Raw genomic sequence first — 23,932 nt, 5'->3', positions numbered from 1 at the left:
GCTTCAGCGCGAGAGGACGTATTGGCCGGGCGCGGGTTCGATCGGCCCGTATCCGGCCTCCGGTTTCCCGATGGACGGGGGCGGGCCGGGCTGCGCGGAGCGTTCGTCGAGCCAGGCCGCCCAAGTGGGCCACCAACTCCCTTCCTGGCCGCGCGCGACCGCCTGCCAGCCCTCGGGATCGAGATGGCCGCGCGTCGCCGGGTGCGTCATGACGCGGAAATGCCGCCCCGGATGGCCGGGCTCGGAGACGATGCCGGCATTGTGGCCGCCGCTGGCGAGCAGGAAGGTCACCTCGGTATCGGTCAGCAGGTGGATCTTGAAGACCGAGCGCCACGGCGCGACGTGATCCCATTCGGTCCCCACCGCGAAGATCGGCACGCGAATGTCGTTGAGCGCGATCGTCCTGCCATCGACCTGGTAACGGCCTTCGGCGAGATCGTCGTCGAGGAAGAGCCGCCGCAGATATTCGCTGTGCATCGCCTGCGGAAGCCGGGTGCCGTCGGCGTTCCACGCCATCAGATCGTTCATCGGCTCGGCTTCGCCCATCAGATAGCCGTGGATGACGCGCGACCACAGCAGGTCGTTCGAGCGCAGCATCTGGAAGGCGCCGCCCATCTGGCGGCTGTCGAGATAGCCTTGCGCCCACATCATGTTCTCGAGGAAATGCACCTGCGCCGCGTCGATGAACAGTCCGAGCTCGCCAGGCTCGCTGAACTCCGTCTGCGCGGCGAACAGCGTCATCGAGGCGAGCCGCGCGTCGCCGTCGCGCGCCATCGTCGCGGCGGTGATCGCGAGCAGGGTGCCGCCAAGGCAATAACCGGCGGCATGGACGGCGGGGTGGCCGGTGATCGCGGTGACCGCGTCGAGCGCCTTCATCACGCCCAGCCGGCGATAATCGTCGAAGTGGATGTCGCGGTCTTCGCGGCCGGGATTGCGCCAACTGACCATGAACACGGTGAAGCCTTGCCCGACCAGCCAGCGCACCAGCGAATTGGCCGGGCTGAGATCGAGAATATAATATTTCATGATCCAGGCGGGGACGATCAGGACCGGCTCGGGGCGGACGGCCGCGGTGGTGGGGCGGTACTGGATCAGTTCGATCAGATGATTGCGATAGACGACCTCGCCGGGCGTGACCGCGACCTCGATTCCTGGGCGATAGGCGTCGGCGCCGGCGGGACGGTCGCCCGACCAGGCGCGGCGGAGATCATCGACGAAATTGGCGGCGCCATCGACCAGACATTGGCCGCCCGTCGCCGCGATGCGCTGCTGTACGACCGGATTGGTGGCGATGAAATTGGACGGCGCCATCACGTCGAGCCACTGGCGCAGGGTGAAGCGCACCATCTCCTCGTGGCGCGGCGTCACCCCGCCGACGGCGCGGCCGCTCTGGTCGCACCATTGCTGGCCAAGCAAGAACGCCTGCTCGATCAGGTTGAACGGCCAGGCCTGCCAGTCCGCATCGGTGAAGCGCCGGTCCTGCGGCAGCGGATCGATCGCCGGCGTGACCGGCGCGGCGGCGACCGCGACGGAGCAGGCGTAATCGAGGAAGCGCAGGGTCTGGCGATCGGCATCGGCGGCGAGCTGGAGCTGCCGCCCCGGCGAGATCGCGAGATGGACCGCCCAATCAAGGAACGCCGCGCCGATCGACGCGGGCGAGAGGCCACCGGTCAGCCGCGCCAGCGCGGCGCCGGTCACCCTGTCGATAACGTCGCCGACGGCGGCGAGCGGCTCCTCGCCCGCCGCGCGGCCCGTGCCGCGATCGTTCACATGTTCGGCCTCCACCGCCGTCCCCCACGCACTTTGCCAAAAACGTTCCCCCGCATCGCGGCGAGGGCGGCGCGCCTCAATGGCCGAGAATCAGAGGAAGCGTGCTGTGGGACAGCATGCGTTTGGTCACGCCCCCGAACGTCTCGCGCAGCCGGCCGTGGCCATAGGCGCCCATCAGCACGTAATCGGCGCGCCAGCGCGTCGCCTCGTCCCCGATCAACTCATCCGGTGCGGTATGCGTTTCGTCGATGATGCGGACGGCGGCGTGAACATCGTGACGCGAAAGATATTCGGCGGCCTCGGTCGGCTCGACGCCGTCTCCGCCGCGCCGGGCCATGAAGATCTCGACGTCTTTGGCGAGCTTGAGCAGCGGCAGGCAGGCCCGCACCGTCGCGGCGGCGGAGCCGCGGCCGTCCCAGGCGATGAGCGCGCGGTCGAGCGTCATGCGCTTCAGCGTTTCGGGAACCGCGAGGATCGGCGCCCGCGCGTGCATCACGAGATTGCTCACGATGTCGTGCATGTCGGGGCTGCCGACTTCGAGCTTGCGGTTGAGCACGATGAGATCGGCCAGCGCCGCCTTGTCCTGCAGGCATCGTTCGATCGAGCCGGTGGAATCGCACCAGTCCCACGCCACATCCTCATGCACCAGGCGCGCTTCGAGCGCGGCCTTGTTCTTGGTCTCGCGCTCGCATTCGTCGGCGAAGAGGATCGCCTCCGCTTCCGCCCCGCCGTAATAATCGCCGACCAGGATCGGCAGCACGGACACATCGACGCAGGACAGATGCCCTTCGAGCGCACGGGTGATGTCCAGTGCCGCCTGCAGGCGGGCCTCCTGCCCGCTGTCGTCATGCACCAGCAAGAGAATGTTCTTCATGGCCACCTCCAATGTTCCGGCGACGACGATAGGAAAGGAGTCGGCGCTGCCGATATGGGGGATGATACGGATACGAAAGCGGCCGCCCGGTACCCGGACGGCCGCGTGACGCGATCCGCGCGTGGGATGGTCAGAACGCGACGACGATGTCGTCCTCGACGGCGGTGACGCCCGGTGCCGCCCATGCCGCCTGTTCGGCCAGGCCGCGCTCGCTCCACGCCCGCACCTTGCCGGTCAGCTTGACCTTGCTGCCCTCGGTCGCGACCATCACCGTGTTGGCATCGAGATTGGCCTGGCGCTTGAACGCGGCCATGATGCGGTCCTTGATGTCGGCGGGCACCGGCAATTGCTTGACGGTGATGAGATTGACGACGCCGAGCACCCCGGTCACACGGCCAGCCGCCCTGCGCGCCTCCTCGCTCTGATAATGTTTGTCGACCGTGCCGGACAGCGTCACCCAGCCGTGTTCGACCTTCACCGTCAGGCGGTCATCCGGGATCGATACGTTCCACGCGAACAGATCGAGGATGCGCTTGGCGATCTCATGGTCCGCGGTCTTGGGTTCGGCCGCGAGCCGGACCTTGATCTCCTCGGCGATCGCCTTGACACCGGCCACCCGGCGGGTCGCCTTCTCGGCGGCGAATTTCTCGGGATAGGTCTTCACATAGCCGGACAGGGTGACGACGCCATCGTTGACGGCCACGCCGATGTCGGCGTGATCGACACGCGGTTCCCATTCGAGCTCGGCGATGACGTCATGCTGCAACTGGCTGTCGGTCTTTAGCATTGCTCTTCTCCTTCTTCGAGGTGAGGCGCCCGATCGGGGCGCCGGGCTCGCAGGCGGATAGGCTGACGACCGCCGGCAAGATCATCCAGGCCACGGGCAACGCCGGTGTCGGAGGTGTCGGGATGGGGGTCGATCGCATCCGGCGCCCGCGTGGCTGTCACGGTCTTTCTGAAGCGCGGATTTGCGCCGCCCAATGCGCAAATTCCCGTAAGGGTCGGGCCTCAGCCCATGCGCTGGCCACCGTTTACGTCTAACGTCGCGCCGGTGATGAAGCCGGACTCCTCGGCGACGAGAAACGCGATGCAGCGCGCGATCTCCTCCGGCCTGGCGAGCCGGCCTACGGGAATGCGCGCGACGATCCCGCCGAGGACATCGGCCGGCACGGCCTTGACCATATCGGTGTCGGTGTAGCCGGGCGCGACCGCGTTCACCGTCACCCCGTCCCGCGCGCCTTCGAGCGCGAGCGCGCGCGTGAACCCGAGAATGCCCGCCTTGGAGGCGGCATAGTTGGTCTGGCCGAACTGTCCCGTCTCGCCGTTGATCGAGGAGACGTTGACGATCCGCCCCCATTTGCGCGCGCGCATGCCGGCGAACACGGCATGCGCCATGTTGAAGCAGCCCGAAAGGTTGGTGTCGATCACCGCGCGCCACGCGTCCGGCGTCATCTTGGCGAGGCTGGAGTCGCGGGTGATGCCGGCGTTGTTGACGAGGATCTCGATCGGCCCGAGCGCGGCCTCGACCGTATCGATGCCGGCCCGGCAGGCGTCGTGATCGCTGACCGACCAGCGCCACGCCGGGATGCCGGTCCGGCTGGTGAAATCCTTGGCCCGATCCTCGTTGCCGCAGAAGCTGGCGGCGACCGTATATCCGGCCGCCACCAGCGACTGGCAGGTCGCGGCGCCGATTCCCGTGGTGCCGCCGGTCACCAGCGCGACGCGCCGTGTCTGTGTCGCCATTTTCGTCTCCTCTCTGCTGTGGAAGCGGGCGCCGCGGCGTCAGGTCGCGATCAACACCTTCAGCGCCTGGGTCTCGGCCGCGCGGCCGAACGTGTCATAGGCGTCGAGGATGTCGGCGAGCTGGAAGCGGTGCGTGATGAGGCGCTCGGGCGCCAGCGTTCCGGCGGATACCGTTTCCATGAGCATCGGCGTCGTGGCGGTATCGACGAGCCGCGTGGTGATGGCGATGTTGCGCGACCACAGCGTTTCGAGGTGCAGATCGGCCTTGCAGCCATGCACGCCGATGTTGGCGATGACGCCGCCGGGCGCGACGAGTTCCTGGCAAAGCTCGAACGTCGCGGGCACGCCGACCGCCTCGATGACGGTGTCCGCGCCGAGACCGCCGGTGACCGCGCGCACCGCCGCCGCCGCATCCTCATGGCCGCTGTCGACGACATGCGTCGCGCCGAAGCGCTTCGCGGTCGCGAGGCGGTGCGCGTCGAGGTCGATCACCACGATCTTGGCCGGCGTGTAGAAGCGCGCGGTCAGCAGCGCGGCAAGCCCGATCGGCCCCGCGCCGACGATCGCCACGCTGCACCCCGGCTGGACCCGACCGTTGAGGACACCGCATTCGAAGCCGGTCGGCAGGATGTCGCTCAACATCACCAGCGCTTCCTCGTCGGCGCCGGCCGGTATGGGATAGAGGCTGGTGTCGGCATGCGGGACGCGCACATACTCCGCCTGCGTCCCGTCGATGGTGTTGCCGAGAATCCAGCCGCCCGACGTGCAGTGCGAATACATGCCCTTGCGGCAGAAGGCGCACCGCCCGCACGACGTGATGCACGAGATGAGGACGTGGTCGCCGGGTTTGAACGTCGTGACGCCGGCGCCGACCGCCTCGACGATGCCGACGCCCTCATGGCCGAGGATGCGGCCGGGCGCGCAGGTCGGTACGTCGCCTTTCAGGATGTGGAGATCGGTGCCGCAGATGGTCGTGTGCGTCACCCGCACGATCGCGTCGCCGCCGTCACGGAGCACCGGCATGGGGCGTTCGTCCAGGCTTTTGCTGCCGGGGCCGTGATAGACCAATGCTTTCATCGCGGTGTCTCCGTTTCACACGCCGCGCCGACCGGCGGGCGACCTCGCGGATCGGCTCATGCCGATCGCACCACGCGCAGCCCATCCGTAGATTCACGGACGGCACGGCGGCGCGGGCGGGGGGCGATGCGCGGCGAAGCTGGCGCGCGCGGCGGTGCCCGTGCCGGACACCTAAGTAGCATCCCCGATTCATCGCCTGCGGGCGCGATCCTATCCCTCTGCCGGCGGGACTAAGGAGACGAGCGATGACCGAATCGGCCACCACGCAATTCGACGCGCCGGTTCCCGAGCTGCTCTGGACTGCTTGCGAGCGCGTCTGGGAAGTGCCGATGATCGTCACCACGGGATGGTGGAACGCGGCCGTCAATGCGGCCTGGCCGCCCCGGTGCCATCATACGATCTCGCATGATTGCCACGAACAACTGGCCGTGCCCGAGCCGATCGAGGACGATCCCGAACCCGCGCTCTTCGCCTGATCCCGCGTGCCGCAACCCGAAATGGAGACGCTTCCCATGAACGAGATGAGCAAGACACCCGCCACGCGGACGTCGATCGCGGACATCAGCCCGTTCGGCTGGCTGCGCGGTGAGATCGACCGCATGTTCGCCGATGTCGATCAGCCGGGGCGGGGCTTTTTCGATATCGCGAAGCGCGTGGTCGCGCCGATGCCGCCGCTGGAACTGAACGACACCGGTGACGCCTATCGGCTGACGGCGGAACTTCCCGGCCTCACCGACAAGGACGTTTCGGTGGAAGTGACCGAGGGTGTCCTCGTCATCGCCGGCGAAAAGACCGCGTCGGAGGAGCGCAAGGACGAGGGGCGGCTGATCAGCGAACGCCGCTACGGCGCGTTCCGCCGGGAAATAGCGCTGCCCGCCGACGCCGATCCCAACGAGATAAAGGCCAAGTTCAACCACGGCGTGCTGAGCTTGGAGATCGCCAAGGACCGCAACGCCCCGCAGCGGTCGCGAAAGATCGCGATCGAGGCATAGGCGTGGCGGCGGCGTCGGTCGCGCGCCTTCCCCGGCGCGATGCCGACGTCGCGGCCTGGCTGGCACGCGGCGGCCCGTCCGGGGCCGATGCGCCGGTGGAGATCATCGAAACCCATGCCGCCACGATCTATCTGTCGGGCGACCGCGCGTGGAAGATCAAGCGCCCGGTGGCGTTCGGCTATCTCGATTTCACGACGCCGGAGCGCCGCCGCGCCGCGCTCGACGCGGAACTCCACCTCAACCGCCGCACCGCGCCGGACCTGTACTTGAACCTGCATCCCGTGACGCTCGAGCAGGACGGTACGCTGGCGCTCGGCGGGCGTGGCGCGCCGATCGACTGGCTGCTCGAGATGCGCCGCTTCCCCGACGCGGCATTGCTGGCGAACATGGTGGACCGGATCACGCTCGACGACGCGTTGCTGATGCGCCTCGCGGACGCGGTGGCGGGCTTTCACGCGCGCGCGCAGATCGCCGAAGGCGGTGATGGCGCGGACCGCATCCGCAAGGTGGTGGAGGGCAATGCCCACAGCATGGCGGCCTTCGCGGATACGCTCGACCCGGCCATCGTGAAGGCGCTCACCGAACGGCTGATGGCGGGGGTCGCGCGGCACCGGCCGTTGCTCGACGCGCGGGCGCGTGCCGGACGCGTCCGGCATTGCCACGGCGATCTCCATCTCGCCAACATCGTCGTGCTCGATGACGTGCCGACACCGTTCGATTGCCTGGAATTCGATGCCGAACTCGCCACCACCGACGTACTGTACGACCTTGCGTTCCTGCTGATGGATTTCTGGGCGCGCGGGCTGCGCCGCGAGGCCGGCATCGTCGCCAATCGCTATTTCGATCTGTCGCCTGCCGACGAAGCGGGAATCGCGCTGCTGCCGCTGTATATGAGCATCCGCGCCGGCATCCGTGCGCATGTGCTCGCCGCGCAGGCGGCGCGAACCGGCCGGGCCGAGGACTTCGCGCAGGCGCGGCGTTACCTTTCGCTCGCGGGTGAAATCCTTGCCGATGCCCGTCCGCGACTCGTCGCGATCGGCGGCCTGTCCGGGTCGGGCAAGTCGACGCTCGCGCGCTTCGTCGCGGGCGAGATCGGCGGCCCGCCCGGCGCGCGCGTGTTGCGGAGCGACGTCTTGCGCAAGCGGCTCTGCGGCGTCGGGCCGGAGCAGCGGCTCGACCCGTCGCACTACACCGCGCCGGCCAACCGGCGGGTCTATGAGGAAACGCGGCGACTCGCGGCCGAGGCGCTGCGCGCGGGTCGCGCGGTGATCGCCGATGCCGTCTTCTCGGACCGACTCGACCGGGCGGCGATCGCGGCGGTGGCGCGGCTGTGCGGCGTTCCCTTTCACGGCTTCTGGCTGGAGTTGGGCGAGGCGGAACGTGTGCGGCGTATCGAGGCGCGCGGGCCAGATGCGTCGGACGCGAACGCGGAGGTCGCGCGAAAACAGAGCGCGCTTGCGGCCCCGGATGACTGGATCGTGCTGGCGGCGGGGCGGGATCTGCCGGACCTGAAACGCGCGCTGGAGGGCGGCCTCACCCAAACCTAAGTATCAATCCCAATGCGTCGGCGGTGACGATATTGTTACAAAATCTTCAAGATAAATTCAGATTCGGGACTATGGAAATGCAGGCGCACATCTACAAATCCCGCTCCGTGCTCGATGCGGAAGCGAAGCGTCGTATTCAAGTCGGCGGAAGTGTGCTTGCTTCGATCATACTGTTTGAAGTCATCGTCTCGGTCTGGATGAATAGCGGATTTGTCTGACGGCGGTCTCGCCGACCATGAGAGGATCGCCGGGGACGACGCGGACGGCGTCACCGCGGCGGCGCTGGCATCTCGCGCGCGCAGCGGATCGTCACGGCGCTCCCGCAGGCCGCGAAGTGCAGCGCGAATCCGTGCAGATCGACGATGGCTTTGACGAGCGCGAGGCCAAGCCCCGCGCCGACGCCGTCGCGGCGGCCGCGATAGAAACGCTGGGTGACGAGCGAGCGTTCGGCGGCCGGCACGCCATCCCCTTCATCGGCAATGGTGATGGTCGGGACGGCGGCGTCGCTGGCCAGCCGCACCGTCACCGTCCCGTTCGGCGGCCCGAACTTCATCGCATTGTCGATCAGGTTGGCGACCGCTTCGAACAGGAGGCTGGCATCGCCCTCGATCGTGGGAACGCGCGCGCATTCGCACAGCAGCGTGATGCCGCGATCCTCCGCCGCCGGGCGGTGAAGGTCGCACGCGTCTTCCACCAGCCGGACGAGGTCTATCGACGCGAAGCGGCTTCGGCGTTCGTCATCCTCCAACTCGCGCAAGCGCAGCAGCGCGGCGACGATCCCGAGCAGACTGTCGATCTCGGCGAGCCCGCGGTCGATCACCGCCTCGAAGCCGGCCCGGTCCTCGGCTTCGCGCAAGCCCCGCTCCAATCCTGCGCGGAGGCGGGTGAGGGGGGTGCGGAGCTGGTGCGCGATATCGTCGCCGATGCCGCGCACCTCGGCAACCAGCATCTGTAATTGGTCGAGCATGCTGTTGATGTGCGCGCACAGCAGCCCGAAACTGTCCGGCCGCGCCGGCACCGGCAGGCGCTGGGCAAGATCCCCCGAGACGATCCGTTCGGTGAGCAAACGCACCGCATCGACCTGCCGCGCGGCGCGCCGGCCGGCGACGAGGCCGACGCCGAGTGCCAAGCAGAGGCCGGGCAGCAGGCCGAGCAGCAACGATTGCCAGGTCAGCCGCAGCGCTTCCTCGGTATCGTCGAGGTCCATGCCGGTCAGCAGGCGCGTGCCGTCCGACAAGGGGCAGAGCGTCAGGCGGGCGACGTCGCTCGTCTTGCCGGGCAGTTCGGTCGGCGCGACGGGAGCGACGAACGACGCACTGGTGCCGGGTGGAAGGTCCGGGATCGTCGCGACGTTACCCGCGATCCGCCGCCCGTTCGCATCGAACAGGGCAAGGAAGCGCTCGCGGTGAATGTCGCGCGCCAGCCGTTCGCGCAGTTCTTCGGCGCGTTCGGCGGGCGGGGTGAGCGCGAAGAAGCCGCAATCGTCGAGCAGCGTGTGTTCGATCGCGCGCCGGTGGTTGCCGTTGGCGGTCACCCAGAAGATGCCGGCCAGCACCAGCGACTGCAGGATCAGGATCGCTGCCAGCGCGCCGCCCCAGCGCCAGGTCGCGCGGGTGCGGGGATCAGGCCGGAACATCGAAGATATAGCCTTGCCCGCGCACGTTGCGGATCAGTTGCGGTTCGCCTTCGCCGTCCACCTTGCGGCGCAGGCGGCCGATGTGGACATCGACCACATTGCTGTTCGGCTCGAAATTGTAGCCCCATACGTCCTGGAGCAGCATCGAGCGGGTGACGATGCGGCCGGGGCGGCGCACCAGATAGTCGAGCAGCTTCAACTCGCGCGGCAGCAGGTCCAGCGGCCGGCCCGCGCGGCGCGCCTTGCCTTCGAGCAGGTCGAGATCGAGCGGGCCGACGATCAATCGCGTGTCGCGCCGCTCGTCGGGGCGGCGGAGCAGCGCCTCGACGCGGGCGATCAGCTCGACCAGCGCGAAGGGCTTGGGGAGGTAATCATCGCCGCCGGCGCGCAGACCGCGCACGCGATCGTCGAGGCTGCCCAGCGCGCTCAGCACCAGCGCGGGGGTGCGAAATCCCTCCGATCGCAGCGCCGCGATCAGGTCCAGCCCCTCGCCATCGGGCAATTGGCGGTCGACGATCAACACGTCGATGCCGCCCGCGCGCACCGCCTCGGCCGCTGCGGCGAGCGTGGAGCGATGTGCGACCCCGTGCCCGGCGGCGACGAGTTCCAGCCGGATTTCATCCGCCGTGCCGGGATCGTCTTCAAGGAGCAGGATCTGCGTCACGCCTGCGCATGTGTGGCGGGCACGCGCGCGCGGTCAACTGAATTGCGTTTCAGACTCTGAACGCGGTTTTAGTCGACGGCCGTAAAGCGGCAGGGTTAGGGGGCGGCAGGATCGATCGGAGGCGGAAGATGCGGTTGCTCGCACTGGCGGGATGGATATGCCTCGCGACGCCCGCGCTGGCGCAGAGCGGCCCCGCCGTGTCGCTCGACGCGCTGGCGCAGGACGTGATCGCGAACAATCCCGAGCGGCAATTCTACCAGCGGCAGATCGATACGGCCGGTGTCGAGCGCGCGGCGGCCGGGCGCTGGGCCGATCCCGAAGCGACCGTCGAATTCGGCCAGCGCCGCGCGAACGACGTCAATACCGGCGCGCTCAACGGCGAGGGCATGACCTATGCCGTGTCGGTCACCCAGCCGATCGAGTTCGGCGGGCGGATCGCGCTGCGCCGCGCGATCGCCGACCGGCAGGTGGCGCTGGCGCGGATTGGCCTCCAGCAGTTCGACGCGACTTTGGCGGCGCGGGCGCGCTCGCTCGGCTACCGGCTGTTCGCGGCGGACGAGAAGGCGGCGGCGGCACGCGCGGTCGCCAATCGGATGCGGACGCTGGCGCGCGTGATCGTCGCGCGCGACCCCGCCGGCCCTTCGCCCCAGCTCGAGGCGACGGCGCTCCAGGCGAACGCGATCAGCGCGGAGCGTAGCGCGGCGGCGGCGGATGCCGAGGCCAATTCGATCCTCTACGAACTCAATCAACTGCGCGGTGCGCCGTTCGCCGCGCGCATTCGCATCGTCCGGCCCGACATGGGCCTGCCCGATCTGCCAGCGGACGCGACGCTCGCCGCGCAGGCGAACGCCAACAATTTCGAGCTGCAGGCGCTGCGGGCACAGTTCGAGCAGCAGGGGCTGCGGGTGGACCTCGCGAAAAAGGCCCGCATCCCGGTGGTGAGCGTCGGGCCCTATTATGATCGCGCGCGCTCCGACATTCGCGAGACCAACGTCGGCGTGCGCCTCTCCACCTCGATTCCCCTGTGGAACCGGCAGGCGGGCGACGTCGCGGCCGAGCAGGGGCGGCAGGCCCAGGCGAATGCCACGCTGGTCGCCGCCGAACGTCGGATCGCGCGCGACGTGTTCGATCAAGCCGCGCAATATCAAGCCAAGCGCGAGGCGCTGGCGAAATGGGACGGCGCATCGGCGCAGCGCTTTGCCGCCGCCGCAATCGAGGCTGACCGTAACTACCGGCTCGGCGCGATTCCGCTCACTACCTACACGCAGATGCAGCAGGCCTATCTCGACGCGACCGGGGCGATCCTCGACACGCGGCGCGACGCGATCGAGGCGCTGCTCCAGTTGCGCGCGCTCAATGGCGGCAATGCGCTGGCGCGCTGAGGCCACGGCATGACGCGCTGGCTCCGCTGGGTCACCCTCCACCGGCTGGCGGTCGCCGCCGTCAGCGCGGTCGTCGCGGCGATCGGGCTGTGGTCCTATTTCAGCCTGCAGATCGACGCGATCCCGGACATCACCGGCGTGCAGGTGCAGATCAACACCCAGGTGCCCGCGCTCGCCCCCGAGGAGATCGAGCGGCTGGTGACGCTGCCGATCGAACGCGCGATGGGCGGCCAGCCAGGGCTCGACCAGACACGTTCGGTGACCAAGACCGGGCTGAGCCAGGTGACCTTGCTCTACAAGGACGGCACCGATCAACTGAAGGCGCGCCAACTCGTCACCGAGCGCTTGAACGCGGTACGCGACCAGCTACCGGCCGGCAGTACGCCCCAACTGGCGCCGATCACCACGGGCTTGGGCGAAATCTATTACTACACGCTCGAATGGCGGCGGCCGCGACCCGGCATGTCGGCGGAGCGGCAGTTGATGGAGTTGTACGAGGCGCAGGAATATACCGTGCGGCCGATGCTGCGCGCCGTACCCGGCGTGGCCGACGTGAACTCGAACGGCGGGCTGGAGGAGCAATATGTCGTCCAGCCGGACCCGGCGAAGCTCACCGCCCACGGGGTGACCGCGGCCGAACTGGCGCAGGCGGTGGCGGGCAATGTCGAGAATGCCGGCGGCGGCATCATCGCGCGGGGGAGCGAACGCTTCGCGGTGCGTACCGACGCGCGGGTGATGACCGCGCAGGAGATCGGCGCGATTCCCGTGAAGTTCGCCGGCGGCGTGCTGCCCTTGCAGGTGCGTGACCTTGCCACCGTCGTCACCAGTCATGGCCCGCGCCAGGGCGCGGCGACCCAGAACGGGCGCGAGACGGTGCTCGGCACCGCGATGATGCTGGTCGGCCAGAACAGCCGGCAGGTGGCGCTGCGCATCGAAGGCGCGCTGCCCGAAATCCAGGCGGCGCTGCCCAAGGGCATGGTGATCGACCGGCAATATAGCCGCGCCGATCTGGTCGATCGTACGATCCACACCGTCGAGCGCAACCTCGGCGAGGGCGCGCTGCTGGTCGCGCTGGTGCTGCTGGTGGTGATGGGCAATTGGCGCGCGGCGCTGATCGTGGCGCTGGTGATCCCGCTCGCCTTTCTCGTCACCGTCACCGGCATGCATGCGATCGGCGTGTCGGGCAATCTGATGAGTCTGGGGGCGCTCGACTTCGGGCTGATCGTCGACGGCGCGATCGTCGTGGTCGAGAATGCGCTGCGGCTGCTCGCGGTGCGGCGGCGGGAGAAGGGCGCGGACCTGACGCTGGAGGAGCGCCGTGCGATCGTCGGCGAGGCGGCGCGCAGCGTCGCGCGGCCGACGTTCTTCGGCATCGCGATCATCGCGCTCGTCTATGTGCCGGTGCTGAGCCTCGGCGGCGTGGAGGGGAAGCTGTTCCAGCCGATGGCGCAGGCGGTGATGCTGGCGATCGTCGCCGGGCTCGCCTGGACCTTCACGATCGTGCCGATGCTCGGCGCCTGGCTGCTTCGTGCGCCGGCGGACCACGCCGAGACGGGTGGTGAGAAGGGCGTGATGGGCCTCGCCGATCGCGTCTATACGCCGGTGCTCTCGGCCGCGCTCGCGCATCCGCTGCTGCTGGTGATCGGTGCGGTGGCGTTGCTGGGTGGCACCGTCCTCACCTTCCGCACGCTCGGGTCGCAATTCACCCCGCAACTCGACGAGGGCGCGATCACGGCGATGGTCTATCGCCCGGTCGGCATGTCGCTCGAGCGCAGCCTCGCGATCGAGCAGGCCACCGAGCGGGCGATCCTGAAGGCGTTTCCGCAGGTGACGCACAGCTTCTCGCGCATCGGCACCAGCGAAGTCGCCACCGATCCGATGCCGCCCGAGCAGAACGACCTCTACCTCTTCTACGCGCCCGAAAAGACGTGGCCGCACGCGCCGGGCAAGCCGCGCACCAAGCAGGACCTGATCGCCGGTATCGAGAAGGTGGCGCAACAGGTTTATGCCGAGCAGACCCTCGCCTTCGCCCAGCCGATCGAAATGCGCTTCAACGAGATGCTGGAAGGCGTGCGCGCCGACGTCGCGGTGAAGATCTACGGCGACGATTACGACGTGCTGGAACGCGCGGCCGCCCAGGCGAAGGCGATCCTGGAGAAACAACCCGGCACCGCCAGCGTCGAGTTCGAGACGACCGGGCGCCCGAAGACGATCGTCGTCGAGCTCGATCATGCCGCGCTGCTGCGGCTCGGCATCGGCACGCAGGAGGTGAACAGGGCGATCAGCGACGCGGTGGCGGGCGCCGAAGTCGGCTTCATCCCGCACAATGCCGCGCGCCACGCGATCGTGATCCGCATGGCCGAAGGGCTGCGCGCCAACCCCGATGCCATCCTCGCGCTGCCCCTGCGCGTCGGCGCCTATGGCATGGTGCCGCTGTCGCGCGTCGCCCGGCTGCGCGAGGCGCGGATGGTGGAACCGATCCTCCACGACAATGGCAATCGTCGCGCCGCGCTGATGGTCAACCTCTCGACCAGCGATCTCGCCGGCTATGTCGCCACCGCGCGCGCCGAACTGGATCGACGGATCACGCTGCCGCCCGGCTATCGCATCGAATTCGGTGGCCAGTATCACCAGCTCGAGGCGGCACAGCAGCGGCTGTCGATTGTCGTACCCGCCGCGCTGCTGCTGATCTTCGCTCTGGTCTATGCGGCGCTCGGCAGCGTCCGCGAGGCGGCGATCGTCTACACCGGCATCCCCTTCGCGATCACCGGCGGCGTGCTGGCGCTATGGCTGCGCGGCATGCCCTTTTCGATCACCGCCGCGATCGGCTTCATCGCGCTATCGGGCATCGCGATGCTCAACGGGCTGGTGTTGATCGACCATATCAACGGACTGCGCGAGGGGCGAGAGGGCGAGCCGCTATCGGCCAACGCCGCCGTCCGCCAGGGCGCCCGCGACCGCCTGCGGCCGGTGCTCTCCACCGCCTTGGTCGCCTCGATCGGGTTCGTGCCGATGGCGATCGCGACCGGCGCGGGGGCGGAGGTACAGCGCCCGCTCGCGACCGTGGTGATCGGCGGTATCGCCACCTCGACGCTTCTCACGCTGGTTTTGTTGCCCAGCCTGTACCGCTGGTTACACCGGGACTGACGTGGGTAGGTGCTTCGTGGCCAAAGCACCCACCACAGCGCATTACGCCATGTCGCCCTTGACGCTGGAGAGAGGGTTCGCGTCATTCTATGGCGGGAGCTGGGCCAGTCGAGGCCACCACGCATCTCTCGACTTTGCTTTGCCGTGAAATATCCGGAGAGGGTTCGGGCTTCTTCGTCGTTCATTCGCCACGACGCCAAAGTCGAACCCTCTTATGTCGTTACGACCTGATGAACGCCAGCAGGTCGGGGTTGAGGACATCCGCATGGGTGGTCAGCATGCCATGGGAATAGCCGGGATATGCCTTCAGTGACCCCTTTTGGAGCCGATCGACCGCGCGCGGCACAGAACTGGCGAACGGGACGACTTGGTCCGCCTCCCCATGCATCACCAGCACCGGCACGGTGATCTTCTCGAGGTCCGCAGTATAGTCTTCGAGCCGCGAGTCGACCGATGCGAGGTGCGCAAGGGCGCCGCCGGCCATGCCCTGGCGCCACCAGTTCGCGATGACTGCCTCCGAAGTTTCGGTTCCGTCGAGATTGTAGCCGTAGAACGGATTCTCGGGGACAAAACGGTAGAACTCCGCCCGGTTGCCTAGCACGCCCCCGCGAATGGTCTCGAACCACTCGGGCGGCTGGCCCGACGGGTTGTCCTCGCTCCGGTACATGTTCGGTGTCAGGGAGGCGACGAGCACCGCCTTGGCAACGCGATCCTGGTGGTGAGCGACATAACGAGCCACCTCACCGCCGCCAGTCGAGTGCCCGATATGGATCGCATCGCGCAGGTCGAGATGCTCGGTCAGCGCCGCGAGATCGGCGACCCAGGTGTCCATGTCGTTGCCGGTGCCGGGCTGGTCGGACCGGCCATGGCCGCGCCGGTCATGCGCGATCACCCGATAGCCCTGTTTGAGGAAGAACATCATCTGGGCGTCCCAGTCGTCCGCCGAAAGCGGCCAACCGTGGCTGAAGACGATCGGCTGACCCGATCCCCAGTCCTTGTAGAAGATGTTCACGCCGTCGTCAGTAGCGATCGTCGGCATCGAATTGCTCCATTGTGCTGCTGTACATCCAGTCACCGTTATCTAGACCCATCCCTCGGCAGGGGGCGTCAATTGCGGTGACGTAGCGTTAAAGGATGGGTCGGTTCCTTCGGTGGCTGAGCAACCTTCTCCAGATTTGATCAGGGTTGACCGCGAAGGTGCCCGGAGAGCTGGCCGGCCAGAGCTGCCCGTGTTCGCTATCGGATGTCTCGCGGGTCATGCGGCTTGGCTTCCAAGCCAGATGCGCATTTTGCGGGAAGACGCTCCTGGTGTTGAGATCAAGCGTCTCGCTTTACCGCGACCGGCCCGCTGTCCCCGCGCGGTTTTGCCAAGCAGCAGCAATGCGCCGGAAAGCAGCCTCCTGGCCGTTTGCGTTTGCCTCGCGACGTGCAGAACCGCTTTTCAGATCGCCAGCGTTTCACCGTCGGCGGGGATACGTAGGTGTTGTTCGTATCCGTCGCGCTTCGAGAAGGCGCGCAGATCGGCTCGGCTTAGGATGCAGTGGTTCACGGCCTCCATGTGGCTCGCGATCAGCATCGCGTTCGGCGCGGCCAGATGCACCGCCAGGACGTCGGTCGGCCCCATGATAATGGGATCGAGGCCAATCACGGTCGCCATGCCGGCGTTCAGGACGATGACGTCCGGGGCGTGGGTGGCGATGGCGCGCTCGACCTGGCTGTTCCAGATCGTATCCCCCGCGACGTATAGCGTTTTGTGCGCGGGGTGGCGCATGACGAAGCCGCTGACCGGGCCGAGGATCTGCGGCAATGCCTTGAGGGCCGCGTCAGTGCCATGCTGCCCGCCGGTGCGGCTCAAGTGAACACCACGAAATTCGGTGCTCTCGGTCAGAACGCGGACGTCTGCGAAGCCTGCCGAGCGGAGTTGGGAGGCATCGCCGGCATTCTGCGCGAAGATCGGCAGCGCCTTGTTCAGCTTGGCCTTGGCCGCCTCGTCCCAATGATCGGGATGCAGGTGCGTCACGATGACGGCGTCCACGTCGATGATCGAGGCAAGCGGCATGGGTAGCGGCACCAGCGGGTTGCGCCGCTGGCTGTTCGCCGTCCCTTCGAAGCCGGGATAGGCGTCTTTGTCCGCCAGCACCGGGTCGACAAGGAAGCGGACGCCGCCATACTTGATGCGCAATGTGGCGTTGCGCACCTGGGTCAGGCTATTTCTTCGTGTAGCGTCCACGATGGTAGCACCGGCCGGTCCGCTCGCGGCGAACAGCGCCGATGCAAGTATCGTGGCGCCGCCCAAGGTGATCGCCTGGCGGCGGCTGACCGCGTTTGGTGTGCCTGATCCATCGACCATCGAACATCTCCCTCAACATACGACGGCCGTCCGGCTGGTCGGGGATCGAGGAGCGGGCGCAGCCAGCGCCGGCGCCGCGATCGCAGTCAACCGTGCCGCGGCTGTATCAGCGCGGCAGATCGAGCGGCCTTGGATCTCGACCTCGCCAATGTCCAAGGACGGCGCCGTGGTGCGCCGTCCTTGGAGCGGGGGCTAGTCGGCGCCGGTGGCCGCCGCTTCGATGAAGGCGGCGACATCCTTCGGATGGGACAGCATGACCGCGTGGCTGCTGTGGATCTCGGTCAGTTTGGCCTTGGCGCGGGTCGCCATGAAGCGCTGGGTGGTCGGCGAGACCATGTGGTCCTGTGACGTCAGCATCCAGCGAACCGGTTTGTCGCGCCATGCCGCTGTGGCGAGCTTGGTCTGCACCGCAGCCAGGCCCCAAGGAACCTGCGCCACCGCCATGAAGCCGGTGATCGAGATGTCGACATCCTTCGCGAAGGCGCTCGGGAACTTGGCGGGATCGACGATGATGAACCCGTCGTCCGGCGGCAGCAGCGGCGGACCGGCTTCGCCGGGCACCGGCCGGGTCGCCAGTTCGTACACAGATTCCCCGACATCGGGCGCGAGCGCGGCGATATAGGCGAGGCTCTTCACCTTGGGATCGGCGCCAGCTTCGGTGATGACCGCGCCGCCATAACTGTGGCCGACCAGCACAACCGGCTTGCTTGCCTTCGCGATCACCTGGCGGGTGGCCGCAACGTCACCGTCGAGCGTGACGGTCGGGTTCTGGACGACCAGCACCTCATACCCGTCCTTAGTCAGAATGTCGTAGACCGACTTCCAGCCCGACGCGTCGACGAAGGCGCCATGCACCAGCACGATCGAGACGGGCTTGTTCGGCGCGTGTGTTTGGGCGGTGGCGGAAGCGGTCGTGGCCATGGCGAGGAGTACTCCTGCAATATGATGTTTCATCGTCGTCACTCCAGGTTGAACAGGGCGCGCGCGTGCGCTGGGGCCGCGTAAGGTTGACACCGAGGTGCATGGCGCGCGGCTTCGGACGGCATTCGGCGCAGGTCAGGCGTGGCCGAGTTTGCGATCCAGGGCTGCGATCAGGGCTTTGGCGATCGGGTGGTCCGAGCGGGGGTTCTGGCCCGTGATCAGTTCGCGATCCTCAATGACATAAGGCTCGAAGTCCGGCCCGGTATCAACGACGGCGCCCGCCAGGCCGAGCGCATAGGGCATGTCGAAATAGATCTTGGCGTGGAGGATCGTGTCCTCGATCACCTTCTCCTCGGACTTTTGGAACACGGTCATTCGGTAGCCGGCATATTGCCAGCCCTCGGACCATTCCTTCGCCTTTGCCTCGTCGCCGGCGATCAGCGCGGCGCGGAACTCGCGTGCGTATGGCATGGCGGCGCTCGAGGAAATCGGGCCATGACAGAGCATCGCCGTCGGCTTCTGATGCGCATGGAAATGGCGCAAAATTTCACCGAGTTCCTGATCCTGCATCAGGTCGACGATGGGCGCCTGCCCGCCAGGGATGAAGGCTCCGTCGTAGCTGTTGATGCCCTCGTCGAGGATCGAGCGCAAAGTGCGGCCCTTCATCGACGGGTCCTCGGCCCAGAAACGCTTCGCGTGCTCGTAGGCCTGCTCATCGCCCCCAAAGTGCGCGGGGGAGTCCGAGGCTTTATCGATCGTCGGTGGCGCGCCATTGGGCGTCGCAAGCACCACTTCATAGCCGGCATCGATGAGCGCCAGCATCGGAACCACTGTCTCATTCAAGTAATTACCGGTATCTCCCCAATATCCGCCTTTGGTTTCAATGCGATTGGCATTGGAACCAATAACGACGACCTTGCCTTTGCTCATCATGTCCTCCCTGGTCCGGATCGGCTCAGCAGCAGTGCAGGGATTATCTAGTCTCATCCCTCAGGCAGGGCGCGTCAATTGCGGTAACGTAGTGTTAAGGCATGGACAGGTTCCCTTCGGCGGCTGAGTAACCTTCTCCAAAATTAACCTGACTTAACTGCGGCCCCGAAAAGGGCCGCGCTACAAGAGCGCCGGCATGGTACGGTTCGTCCGGCGGCCGCGATGGAGGAGCGAGATGATCCGCAACGTGAAGACCGTCGGCGTGCTGACGGCTCGCCTGGGTAAGGAAGCGGACTTGCAGGCGCTGCTCGAAGGTCTGATCGAACCGAGCCGTGCGGAGCCGGGGAACCTGCGCTACGACCTGTGGGCCGATCCGGCCGAGCCGGGCGTCTTCGTACTCGACGAACTCTACGTCGATGCCGGGGCGCGCGATGCGCACCGCGCGACACCGCACTACCAGCGCTATCTGGCGACCATCGCACAGTTGGCCGAACGCAAGGCGTTCAGCCTCGAACCGCTCATCGTCGCCTGACCCAAGAGGAACTCGATCATGGCTCTCAAGGATATTCTACCCGGCAGGCTTGGCTTCGGCGCTGCGCCGCTCGGCAATATGTTCCGCGCGATTCCCGAGGAGGAGGCGCTGGCGACGGTGGAAGCGGCTTGGCAGGACGGCATCCGCTATTTCGACAATGCGCCCTTCTACGGAGCGGGCCTTGCCGAACTCCGCATGGGGGTAGCGCTCAAGGACAAGCCGCGCGACGACTATGTGATCAGCACCAAGGTTGGCCGCATCGTTCTCGATGAGATCGAGCCCGGCGCGCGCGACAATGGCGAAAAGGGGGATGTGTTCGCCCATGGCCGTGCGAATAAGGTGATCAACGACTATTCGGCCGACGCGACGCTGCGTTCGATCGAAGACAGTCTGAAACGGCTCCAGACCGATCGGATCGATATCATATGGGTCCATGATGTCGCCCAGGATTTTTATGGCGACGCCTGGCTCGAGCAATTCGAGAGCGCCCGTAAAGGCGCCTTCACGGTGCTGGATCGGTTGAAGGGTGAAGGCGTGATCAAGGCGTGGGGCCTCGGCGTCAATCGCGTCGAGCCGATCGAAATCCTTCTCGATCTTGACGCCCCCCAGCCCGACGGATCGCTCCTCGCCGGGCGCTACACGCTGCTCGATCACGGGCGCGCGCTACAACGCCTGATGCCCAAAATCATCGAGCGCGACCTCGGTATCGTCGTTGGCGGACCATACAGTTCGGGGGTTCTCGTCGGGGGCCCTAATTTCGAATATGCGCCGGCCAGTGCGGAGATTCTTGCCAAGGTCGCGTCGATCAAGGCAATCGCCGATCGCTACGGGATCAGCATGAAGGCCGCAGGATTGCATTTCGCGCTCGCCCATCCGGCGGTAGCGGCGGTGATTCCCGGCGCAAGCAGGCCCGCCCGCATCGCGGAGGATCGTGCGGCGCTGTCGGAGACGATTCCCCCGCAATTCTGGGGCGCGCTGCGGGATGCGGGCTTGATCGATCCCGCCGCGCCTTTTGGTTCGGGCGACTGAGGCTGCGAACTCAAAGGATTGGAGAACGCCGTAGCGGATCAGGTTTCGGCCAGGAACGTGCGGAGCAACGCGTTATACTCGTCTGGCTTTTCCACCATGGTCATGTGCGAACAGCCGCGCATCACCGCGAGCCGGGTCTTGCCGGCCAGGCCGTCGCGGAGCGTAGTGTGGCACTCCATCGTCACTTCGTCATACGCGCCGGTGGTGAGCAGCGTCTTCTGGGTGATCTGCTTCAAGTCCTTACGGCGATCCCAGTTCTTGATCTTGCCGACGATGGTGAACTCGTTCGGCCCGTTGAGCACCTGATAGGCGATCGACTTGCCCAGTGCGTCGAAGCTCGCCGCGGCGTCCGGCGTCGGGGGAACCCGCATCAGGAACCGATCATAGAATTGTTGGACGAGCGCCGCATATTCGGGCGTGCCGGTTTTGCCGGCTTCCTCGAGCGCGTGGAGCCGCGCGGCGAAGCCATTAGGCATGCCGGCGATCAGCCGTTGCATCCCGGCCACCACCTGCGGCACGCTCGCGAAGGCGCCGCCCAAGATCAATCGTTCGACGCCCGCGCCGCGGCCCTGGCACAGATATTCGATCGCCAGCAGCGTGCCCCAGCTATGGCCGTAGAGCACGACGTCGCGCAGCCCGAGCGCCACGCGCACGGCATCGACTTCATCGACCGCGCGCTGGATGGTATAGATATCCTCGTCCTCGGGTGCGTCCGCTTTGCCGCACCCCAACTGGTCGAAGAAGATCACGGGACGTTCGTCAGCCAGCGCTTGCATCGACAGCAGGTAATTGTGCGCGGCGCCCGGGCCGCCGTGCAGCGTCAGCAGCGGGGTCTTGCCGCCGGTGCCGAACCGCCGCCAATAGACCTTGCCGCCAGGCACCGAAGCATAGCCGTCGGTGCTGGGGATGTCGGCGCGACGTGCCCATGCGTTCGCGCCCAACAGGCTCGTTCCCGCCATCGTACCAGCGGCCCGCAACGCCGATCGTCTCGTCCAACCCGCCGGCCCCTGCATCAGATACTCCATTTCGACAGTGCCGCTCGGGCAAGTAGTGACCGGCGGCTGCGCTATATCGCCGGATCATCTTTTGCGACCGATGCGACGCTGTTTTACCGGAATTTGCCAAAGTGCAGGCGACAAACGCCAGAGCATTCGCGCCCGAGTGCCGGCCTTGATCAGCGCTATCGAATCGCCGCCGGACGTTGCCCGCGAGCCACTGGGGCATCGCGGGCACGGCAATGCCCGTCATGTCGTGATATTGCGATCGAGGAAATCGCGGATCAGCGGTGCCATTACGTCGAGGCGGTCCTCCAAGGCGAAATGCCCGGAATCGAGGATGTGGATCTCGGCTTTCGGCAGATCCCGGAGATAGGGATGCGCGCCCTCCTCCGGGAAGATCTTGTCGTTCTTTCCCCAGACGATCAGCGTCGGCGGTCGGCGCGTGCGGAAGAAATTCTGGAATTGCGGATATAACGGCACGTTCGAGCCGTAATCGCCGAGCATATCGAGTTGCACGTCGCGGTTGCCGGGCCGATCGAGCAGCGCCTGATCGTGCACCCAGTTGTCGGGGCTGATGCGGGCGACGTCGCCCATCCCGTCGGTGTACTGGAACTTGGTGATGTCGAGCGTGACCAGGCCGTTCAGCGCGTCGCGGTTCTTCTGCGAGCGATCCCGCCAATAGACTTTGATCGGATCCCAGAACGGTGACTGCAGTCCCTCGTCATACGCGTTGCCGTTCTGCACGATGAGTCCGCTCACCCGCTCCGGGTGCTTGAGCGCGAGCCGGTAGCCAATCGGCGCACCATAATCCATGACGTACATCGCGTAACGCTTGGCACCGAGTTGCGTGACCAGCTTGTCGATGACGTCCGCCTGGTTGGCGAACGTGTATGAGAATTGCGAGCGGTCCGGCGCGTCGCTCTGGCCATAGCCGGGATAGTCCGGCGCGATGACGCGGTATTTGTCGGCGAGCAGCGGGATCAGGTTGCGGAACATGTGCGACGAGGTGGGGAAGCCGTGCAGCAGCAGGACAACCGGCCCGTCGGCAGGGCCGGCCTCGCGGTAGAAGATCTTCACCCCATCGACCGTGGCGGTGCGATAGTGGATCACCGGCACGCTGATGGGTGCGGGCGGCTGCGGCGCACTCTTGGCGTACGCGAGCGAAGCAGGAGTGGCGGCGATCATCACCGCAGCGAGCGCTGCGACCCTGAGCATTCGTTTCATATATACTCTCCTTGCGACGTGATTACGTAATGAGACTCCTCTAGAGGTACGCGAGTCTGGCGAAGGCTGGTGTCATTTGGTGTAAAACGCCGTAAAGCTGGATCGCGTGAGATATCTGCGCGACTAGCCGCATCTCGCCTGGAGATTTCAATTTACATCGATTTACTTGTCCCGCACTAATCGCCGGCGGAGAGAAGGGGTGCCCGGCACCGCCATGCCGTTCTGACATGAGGTGCCGATGCAGCGTCTGTCTGAGCCGTTCGAGACATCCGTCCACCGGATCGAGGCGGCGGCCGCATCGATCTTCTACCGCGCGGCGGGCGATCCCGGACTGCCGGTGATTTTGCTGCTGCACGGCTTTCCGAGCTCGTCGCATCAGTTTCGTTCGTTGATGCCGCGTCTGGCCGATCGGTACCACGTGATCGCTCCCGACCTCCCCGGCTTCGGCTTCACCGAAGTCTTCGGTGCCTTCGTGTACAGCTTTGGTCGCCTCGCCGAGACGGTCGGCGCCTTTTGCGACGCGCTCGGCCTAACGCGATACGCGCTGTATCTGTTCGATTACGGCGCGCCGGTCGGCTTCCGCCTCGCGCTGGAGCGTCCGGACGCGATCAGCGCGATCGTCTCGCAGAACGGCAACGCCTATGAAGAGGGCATGAGCGACGGCTGGGCGCCGACCCGCGCGTATTGGGCGGATCCATCGCCCGCCAACCGCGAGGCGATGCGCAGCATGCTCACGCTCGAGACAACGCGCTGGCAATATACCCACGGCGCGCCGGACCCGGCCATGATCGCCCCCGAAGGCTATTGGCTTGATGCCGCGCTACTCGCCCGCCTGGGGCAAGATACGATTCAACTCGACCTCATCGCCGATTATGCGAGCAACGTCGCGCTGTACCCGCGCATTCATGCCTATCTGCGTGACCGGCAGCCTCCGCTGTTGGCGGTGTGGGGCGCGAACGACCCGTTCTTCCTTCCGGCGGGCGCGAAAGCCTTTCGGCGCGATGTGCGCGATGCCGAGGTGCACCTCCTCAATGCAGGCCACTTCGCGTTGGAGACGCATGCGGGCGAGATCGCCGACCTCACGCGCGACTTCCTCCAGCGCCATGTGCGCTAGGC

General features: G+C 66.7%; 22 protein-coding genes. 9 read left to right on the top strand and 13 right to left on the bottom strand.

Annotated elements, in window-relative coordinates; all coding sequences use genetic code 11:
- Positions 1 to 3 precede the first annotated feature (3 nt).
- The 5 genes from PX554_RS05320 to PX554_RS05300 form a co-directional block, all read right to left on the bottom strand.
- Positions 4 to 1,785: a PHA/PHB synthase family protein gene (locus PX554_RS05320; RefSeq protein WP_275499584.1), complete on the bottom strand. Its 1,782-nt coding sequence runs from the start codon at positions 1,783 to 1,785 to the stop codon at positions 4 to 6.
- 61 nt (positions 1,786 to 1,846) lie between these two features.
- A complete protein-coding gene (locus tag PX554_RS05315; RefSeq protein ID WP_275499582.1) occupies positions 1,847 to 2,644 on the bottom strand; it encodes a universal stress protein in 798 nt (265 codons plus the stop codon).
- 130 nt (positions 2,645 to 2,774) lie between these two features.
- A complete protein-coding gene (locus PX554_RS05310) occupies positions 2,775 to 3,431 on the bottom strand; it encodes a BON domain-containing protein (protein WP_093221190.1) in 657 nt (218 codons plus the stop codon).
- 221 nt (positions 3,432 to 3,652) lie between these two features.
- Positions 3,653 to 4,387: an acetoacetyl-CoA reductase gene (gene phbB / locus PX554_RS05305; RefSeq protein ID WP_275499579.1), complete on the bottom strand. Its 735-nt coding sequence runs from the start codon at positions 4,385 to 4,387 to the stop codon at positions 3,653 to 3,655.
- 39 nt (positions 4,388 to 4,426) lie between these two features.
- The gene (locus tag PX554_RS05300) at positions 4,427 to 5,464 is read right to left on the bottom strand and encodes a zinc-dependent alcohol dehydrogenase family protein (protein WP_275499577.1); all 1,038 of its coding nucleotides are present in this window, start codon (positions 5,462 to 5,464) and stop codon (positions 4,427 to 4,429) included.
- Between the two features lie 245 nt (positions 5,465 to 5,709).
- Here PX554_RS05300 and PX554_RS05295 point away from each other — a divergent pair, with 245 nt between their 5' ends.
- The 4 genes from PX554_RS05295 to PX554_RS05280 all read left to right on the top strand — a co-directional run bounded on the left by PX554_RS05295 (position 5,710) and on the right by PX554_RS05280 (position 8,221).
- Complete coding sequence (locus tag PX554_RS05295; RefSeq protein ID WP_093221182.1) at positions 5,710 to 5,940, top strand: hypothetical protein; 231 nt, start codon at positions 5,710 to 5,712, stop codon at positions 5,938 to 5,940.
- Between the two features lie 36 nt (positions 5,941 to 5,976).
- Positions 5,977 to 6,456 carry an Hsp20/alpha crystallin family protein gene (locus PX554_RS05290; RefSeq protein ID WP_093221846.1) on the top strand — a complete coding sequence of 160 codons (480 nt, stop codon included), beginning with the start codon at positions 5,977 to 5,979 and terminating at the stop codon, positions 6,454 to 6,456.
- A gap of 2 nt (positions 6,457 to 6,458) precedes the next feature.
- The gene (locus PX554_RS05285; RefSeq protein ID WP_275499573.1) at positions 6,459 to 8,003 is read left to right on the top strand and encodes a bifunctional aminoglycoside phosphotransferase/ATP-binding protein; all 1,545 of its coding nucleotides are present in this window, start codon (positions 6,459 to 6,461) and stop codon (positions 8,001 to 8,003) included.
- A 77-nt stretch (positions 8,004 to 8,080) separates the two neighbouring features.
- Positions 8,081 to 8,221 carry a hypothetical protein gene (locus PX554_RS05280; RefSeq protein ID WP_275499571.1) on the top strand — a complete coding sequence of 47 codons (141 nt, stop codon included), beginning with the start codon at positions 8,081 to 8,083 and terminating at the stop codon, positions 8,219 to 8,221.
- A 50-nt stretch (positions 8,222 to 8,271) separates the two neighbouring features.
- Here PX554_RS05280 and PX554_RS05275 read toward each other — a convergent pair whose 3' ends face one another.
- Both PX554_RS05275 and PX554_RS05270 read right to left on the bottom strand, forming a co-directional pair.
- Complete coding sequence (locus PX554_RS05275; protein WP_275499569.1) at positions 8,272 to 9,639, bottom strand: ATP-binding protein; 1,368 nt, start codon at positions 9,637 to 9,639, stop codon at positions 8,272 to 8,274.
- Positions 9,626 to 10,303: a response regulator transcription factor gene (locus tag PX554_RS05270; protein ID WP_093221173.1), complete on the bottom strand. Its 678-nt coding sequence runs from the start codon at positions 10,301 to 10,303 to the stop codon at positions 9,626 to 9,628. Before PX554_RS05270 ends, PX554_RS05275 begins: the two co-directional genes overlap by 14 nt.
- Positions 10,304 to 10,431: 128 nt before the next feature.
- Here PX554_RS05270 and PX554_RS05265 point away from each other — a divergent pair, with 128 nt between their 5' ends.
- Together PX554_RS05265 and PX554_RS05260 are read left to right on the top strand one after the other, a co-directional pair.
- The gene (locus tag PX554_RS05265; protein WP_275499566.1) at positions 10,432 to 11,685 is read left to right on the top strand and encodes a TolC family protein; all 1,254 of its coding nucleotides are present in this window, start codon (positions 10,432 to 10,434) and stop codon (positions 11,683 to 11,685) included.
- 9 nt (positions 11,686 to 11,694) lie between these two features.
- Positions 11,695 to 14,832: an efflux RND transporter permease subunit gene (locus tag PX554_RS05260; RefSeq protein WP_275499564.1), complete on the top strand. Its 3,138-nt coding sequence runs from the start codon at positions 11,695 to 11,697 to the stop codon at positions 14,830 to 14,832.
- Positions 14,833 to 15,052: 220 nt separating this feature from the next.
- Here the strand turns inward: PX554_RS05260 and PX554_RS05255 are convergent, their stop codons facing one another.
- The 4 genes from PX554_RS05255 to PX554_RS05240 form a co-directional block, all read right to left on the bottom strand.
- Positions 15,053 to 15,871 carry an alpha/beta fold hydrolase gene (locus tag PX554_RS05255; protein ID WP_275499562.1) on the bottom strand — a complete coding sequence of 273 codons (819 nt, stop codon included), beginning with the start codon at positions 15,869 to 15,871 and terminating at the stop codon, positions 15,053 to 15,055.
- 402 nt (positions 15,872 to 16,273) lie between these two features.
- Complete coding sequence (locus tag PX554_RS05250; protein WP_275499560.1) at positions 16,274 to 17,128, bottom strand: MBL fold metallo-hydrolase; 855 nt, start codon at positions 17,126 to 17,128, stop codon at positions 16,274 to 16,276.
- 246 nt (positions 17,129 to 17,374) lie between these two features.
- Positions 17,375 to 18,103, bottom strand: coding sequence for an alpha/beta hydrolase (locus PX554_RS05245; protein WP_275499559.1), 729 nt, complete (start codon positions 18,101 to 18,103; stop codon positions 17,375 to 17,377).
- Between the two features lie 135 nt (positions 18,104 to 18,238).
- The gene (locus PX554_RS05240) at positions 18,239 to 19,033 is read right to left on the bottom strand and encodes a type 1 glutamine amidotransferase domain-containing protein (protein ID WP_275499557.1); all 795 of its coding nucleotides are present in this window, start codon (positions 19,031 to 19,033) and stop codon (positions 18,239 to 18,241) included.
- A gap of 235 nt (positions 19,034 to 19,268) precedes the next feature.
- Between PX554_RS05240 and PX554_RS05235 the strand changes: the two genes are divergently transcribed.
- Positions 19,269 to 19,565, top strand: coding sequence for a putative quinol monooxygenase (locus PX554_RS05235; protein WP_093221159.1), 297 nt, complete (start codon positions 19,269 to 19,271; stop codon positions 19,563 to 19,565).
- 18 nt (positions 19,566 to 19,583) lie between these two features.
- Positions 19,584 to 20,594 carry an aldo/keto reductase gene (locus PX554_RS05230; RefSeq protein ID WP_275499556.1) on the top strand — a complete coding sequence of 337 codons (1,011 nt, stop codon included), beginning with the start codon at positions 19,584 to 19,586 and terminating at the stop codon, positions 20,592 to 20,594.
- 38 nt (positions 20,595 to 20,632) lie between these two features.
- Here the strand turns inward: PX554_RS05230 and PX554_RS05225 are convergent, their stop codons facing one another.
- Positions 20,633 to 21,607: a proline iminopeptidase-family hydrolase gene (locus PX554_RS05225; RefSeq protein WP_275499555.1), complete on the bottom strand. Its 975-nt coding sequence runs from the start codon at positions 21,605 to 21,607 to the stop codon at positions 20,633 to 20,635.
- Between the two features lie 231 nt (positions 21,608 to 21,838).
- On the bottom strand, positions 21,839 to 22,807 hold the full coding sequence (locus tag PX554_RS05220) for an alpha/beta fold hydrolase (RefSeq protein ID WP_420833423.1): 969 nt from the start codon (positions 22,805 to 22,807) through the stop codon (positions 21,839 to 21,841).
- Positions 22,808 to 23,054: 247 nt separating this feature from the next.
- Between PX554_RS05220 and PX554_RS05215 the strand changes: the two genes are divergently transcribed.
- A complete protein-coding gene (locus PX554_RS05215; protein ID WP_275499553.1) occupies positions 23,055 to 23,930 on the top strand; it encodes an alpha/beta fold hydrolase in 876 nt (291 codons plus the stop codon).
- Positions 23,931 to 23,932 lie beyond the last annotated feature (2 nt).

This window comes from Sphingomonas pollutisoli (assembly GCF_029167165.1).
GTDB classification, from domain to species: domain Bacteria; phylum Pseudomonadota; class Alphaproteobacteria; order Sphingomonadales; family Sphingomonadaceae; genus Sphingomonas; species Sphingomonas pollutisoli.
This window is presented reverse-complemented; position numbering and strand designations above follow the sequence as displayed.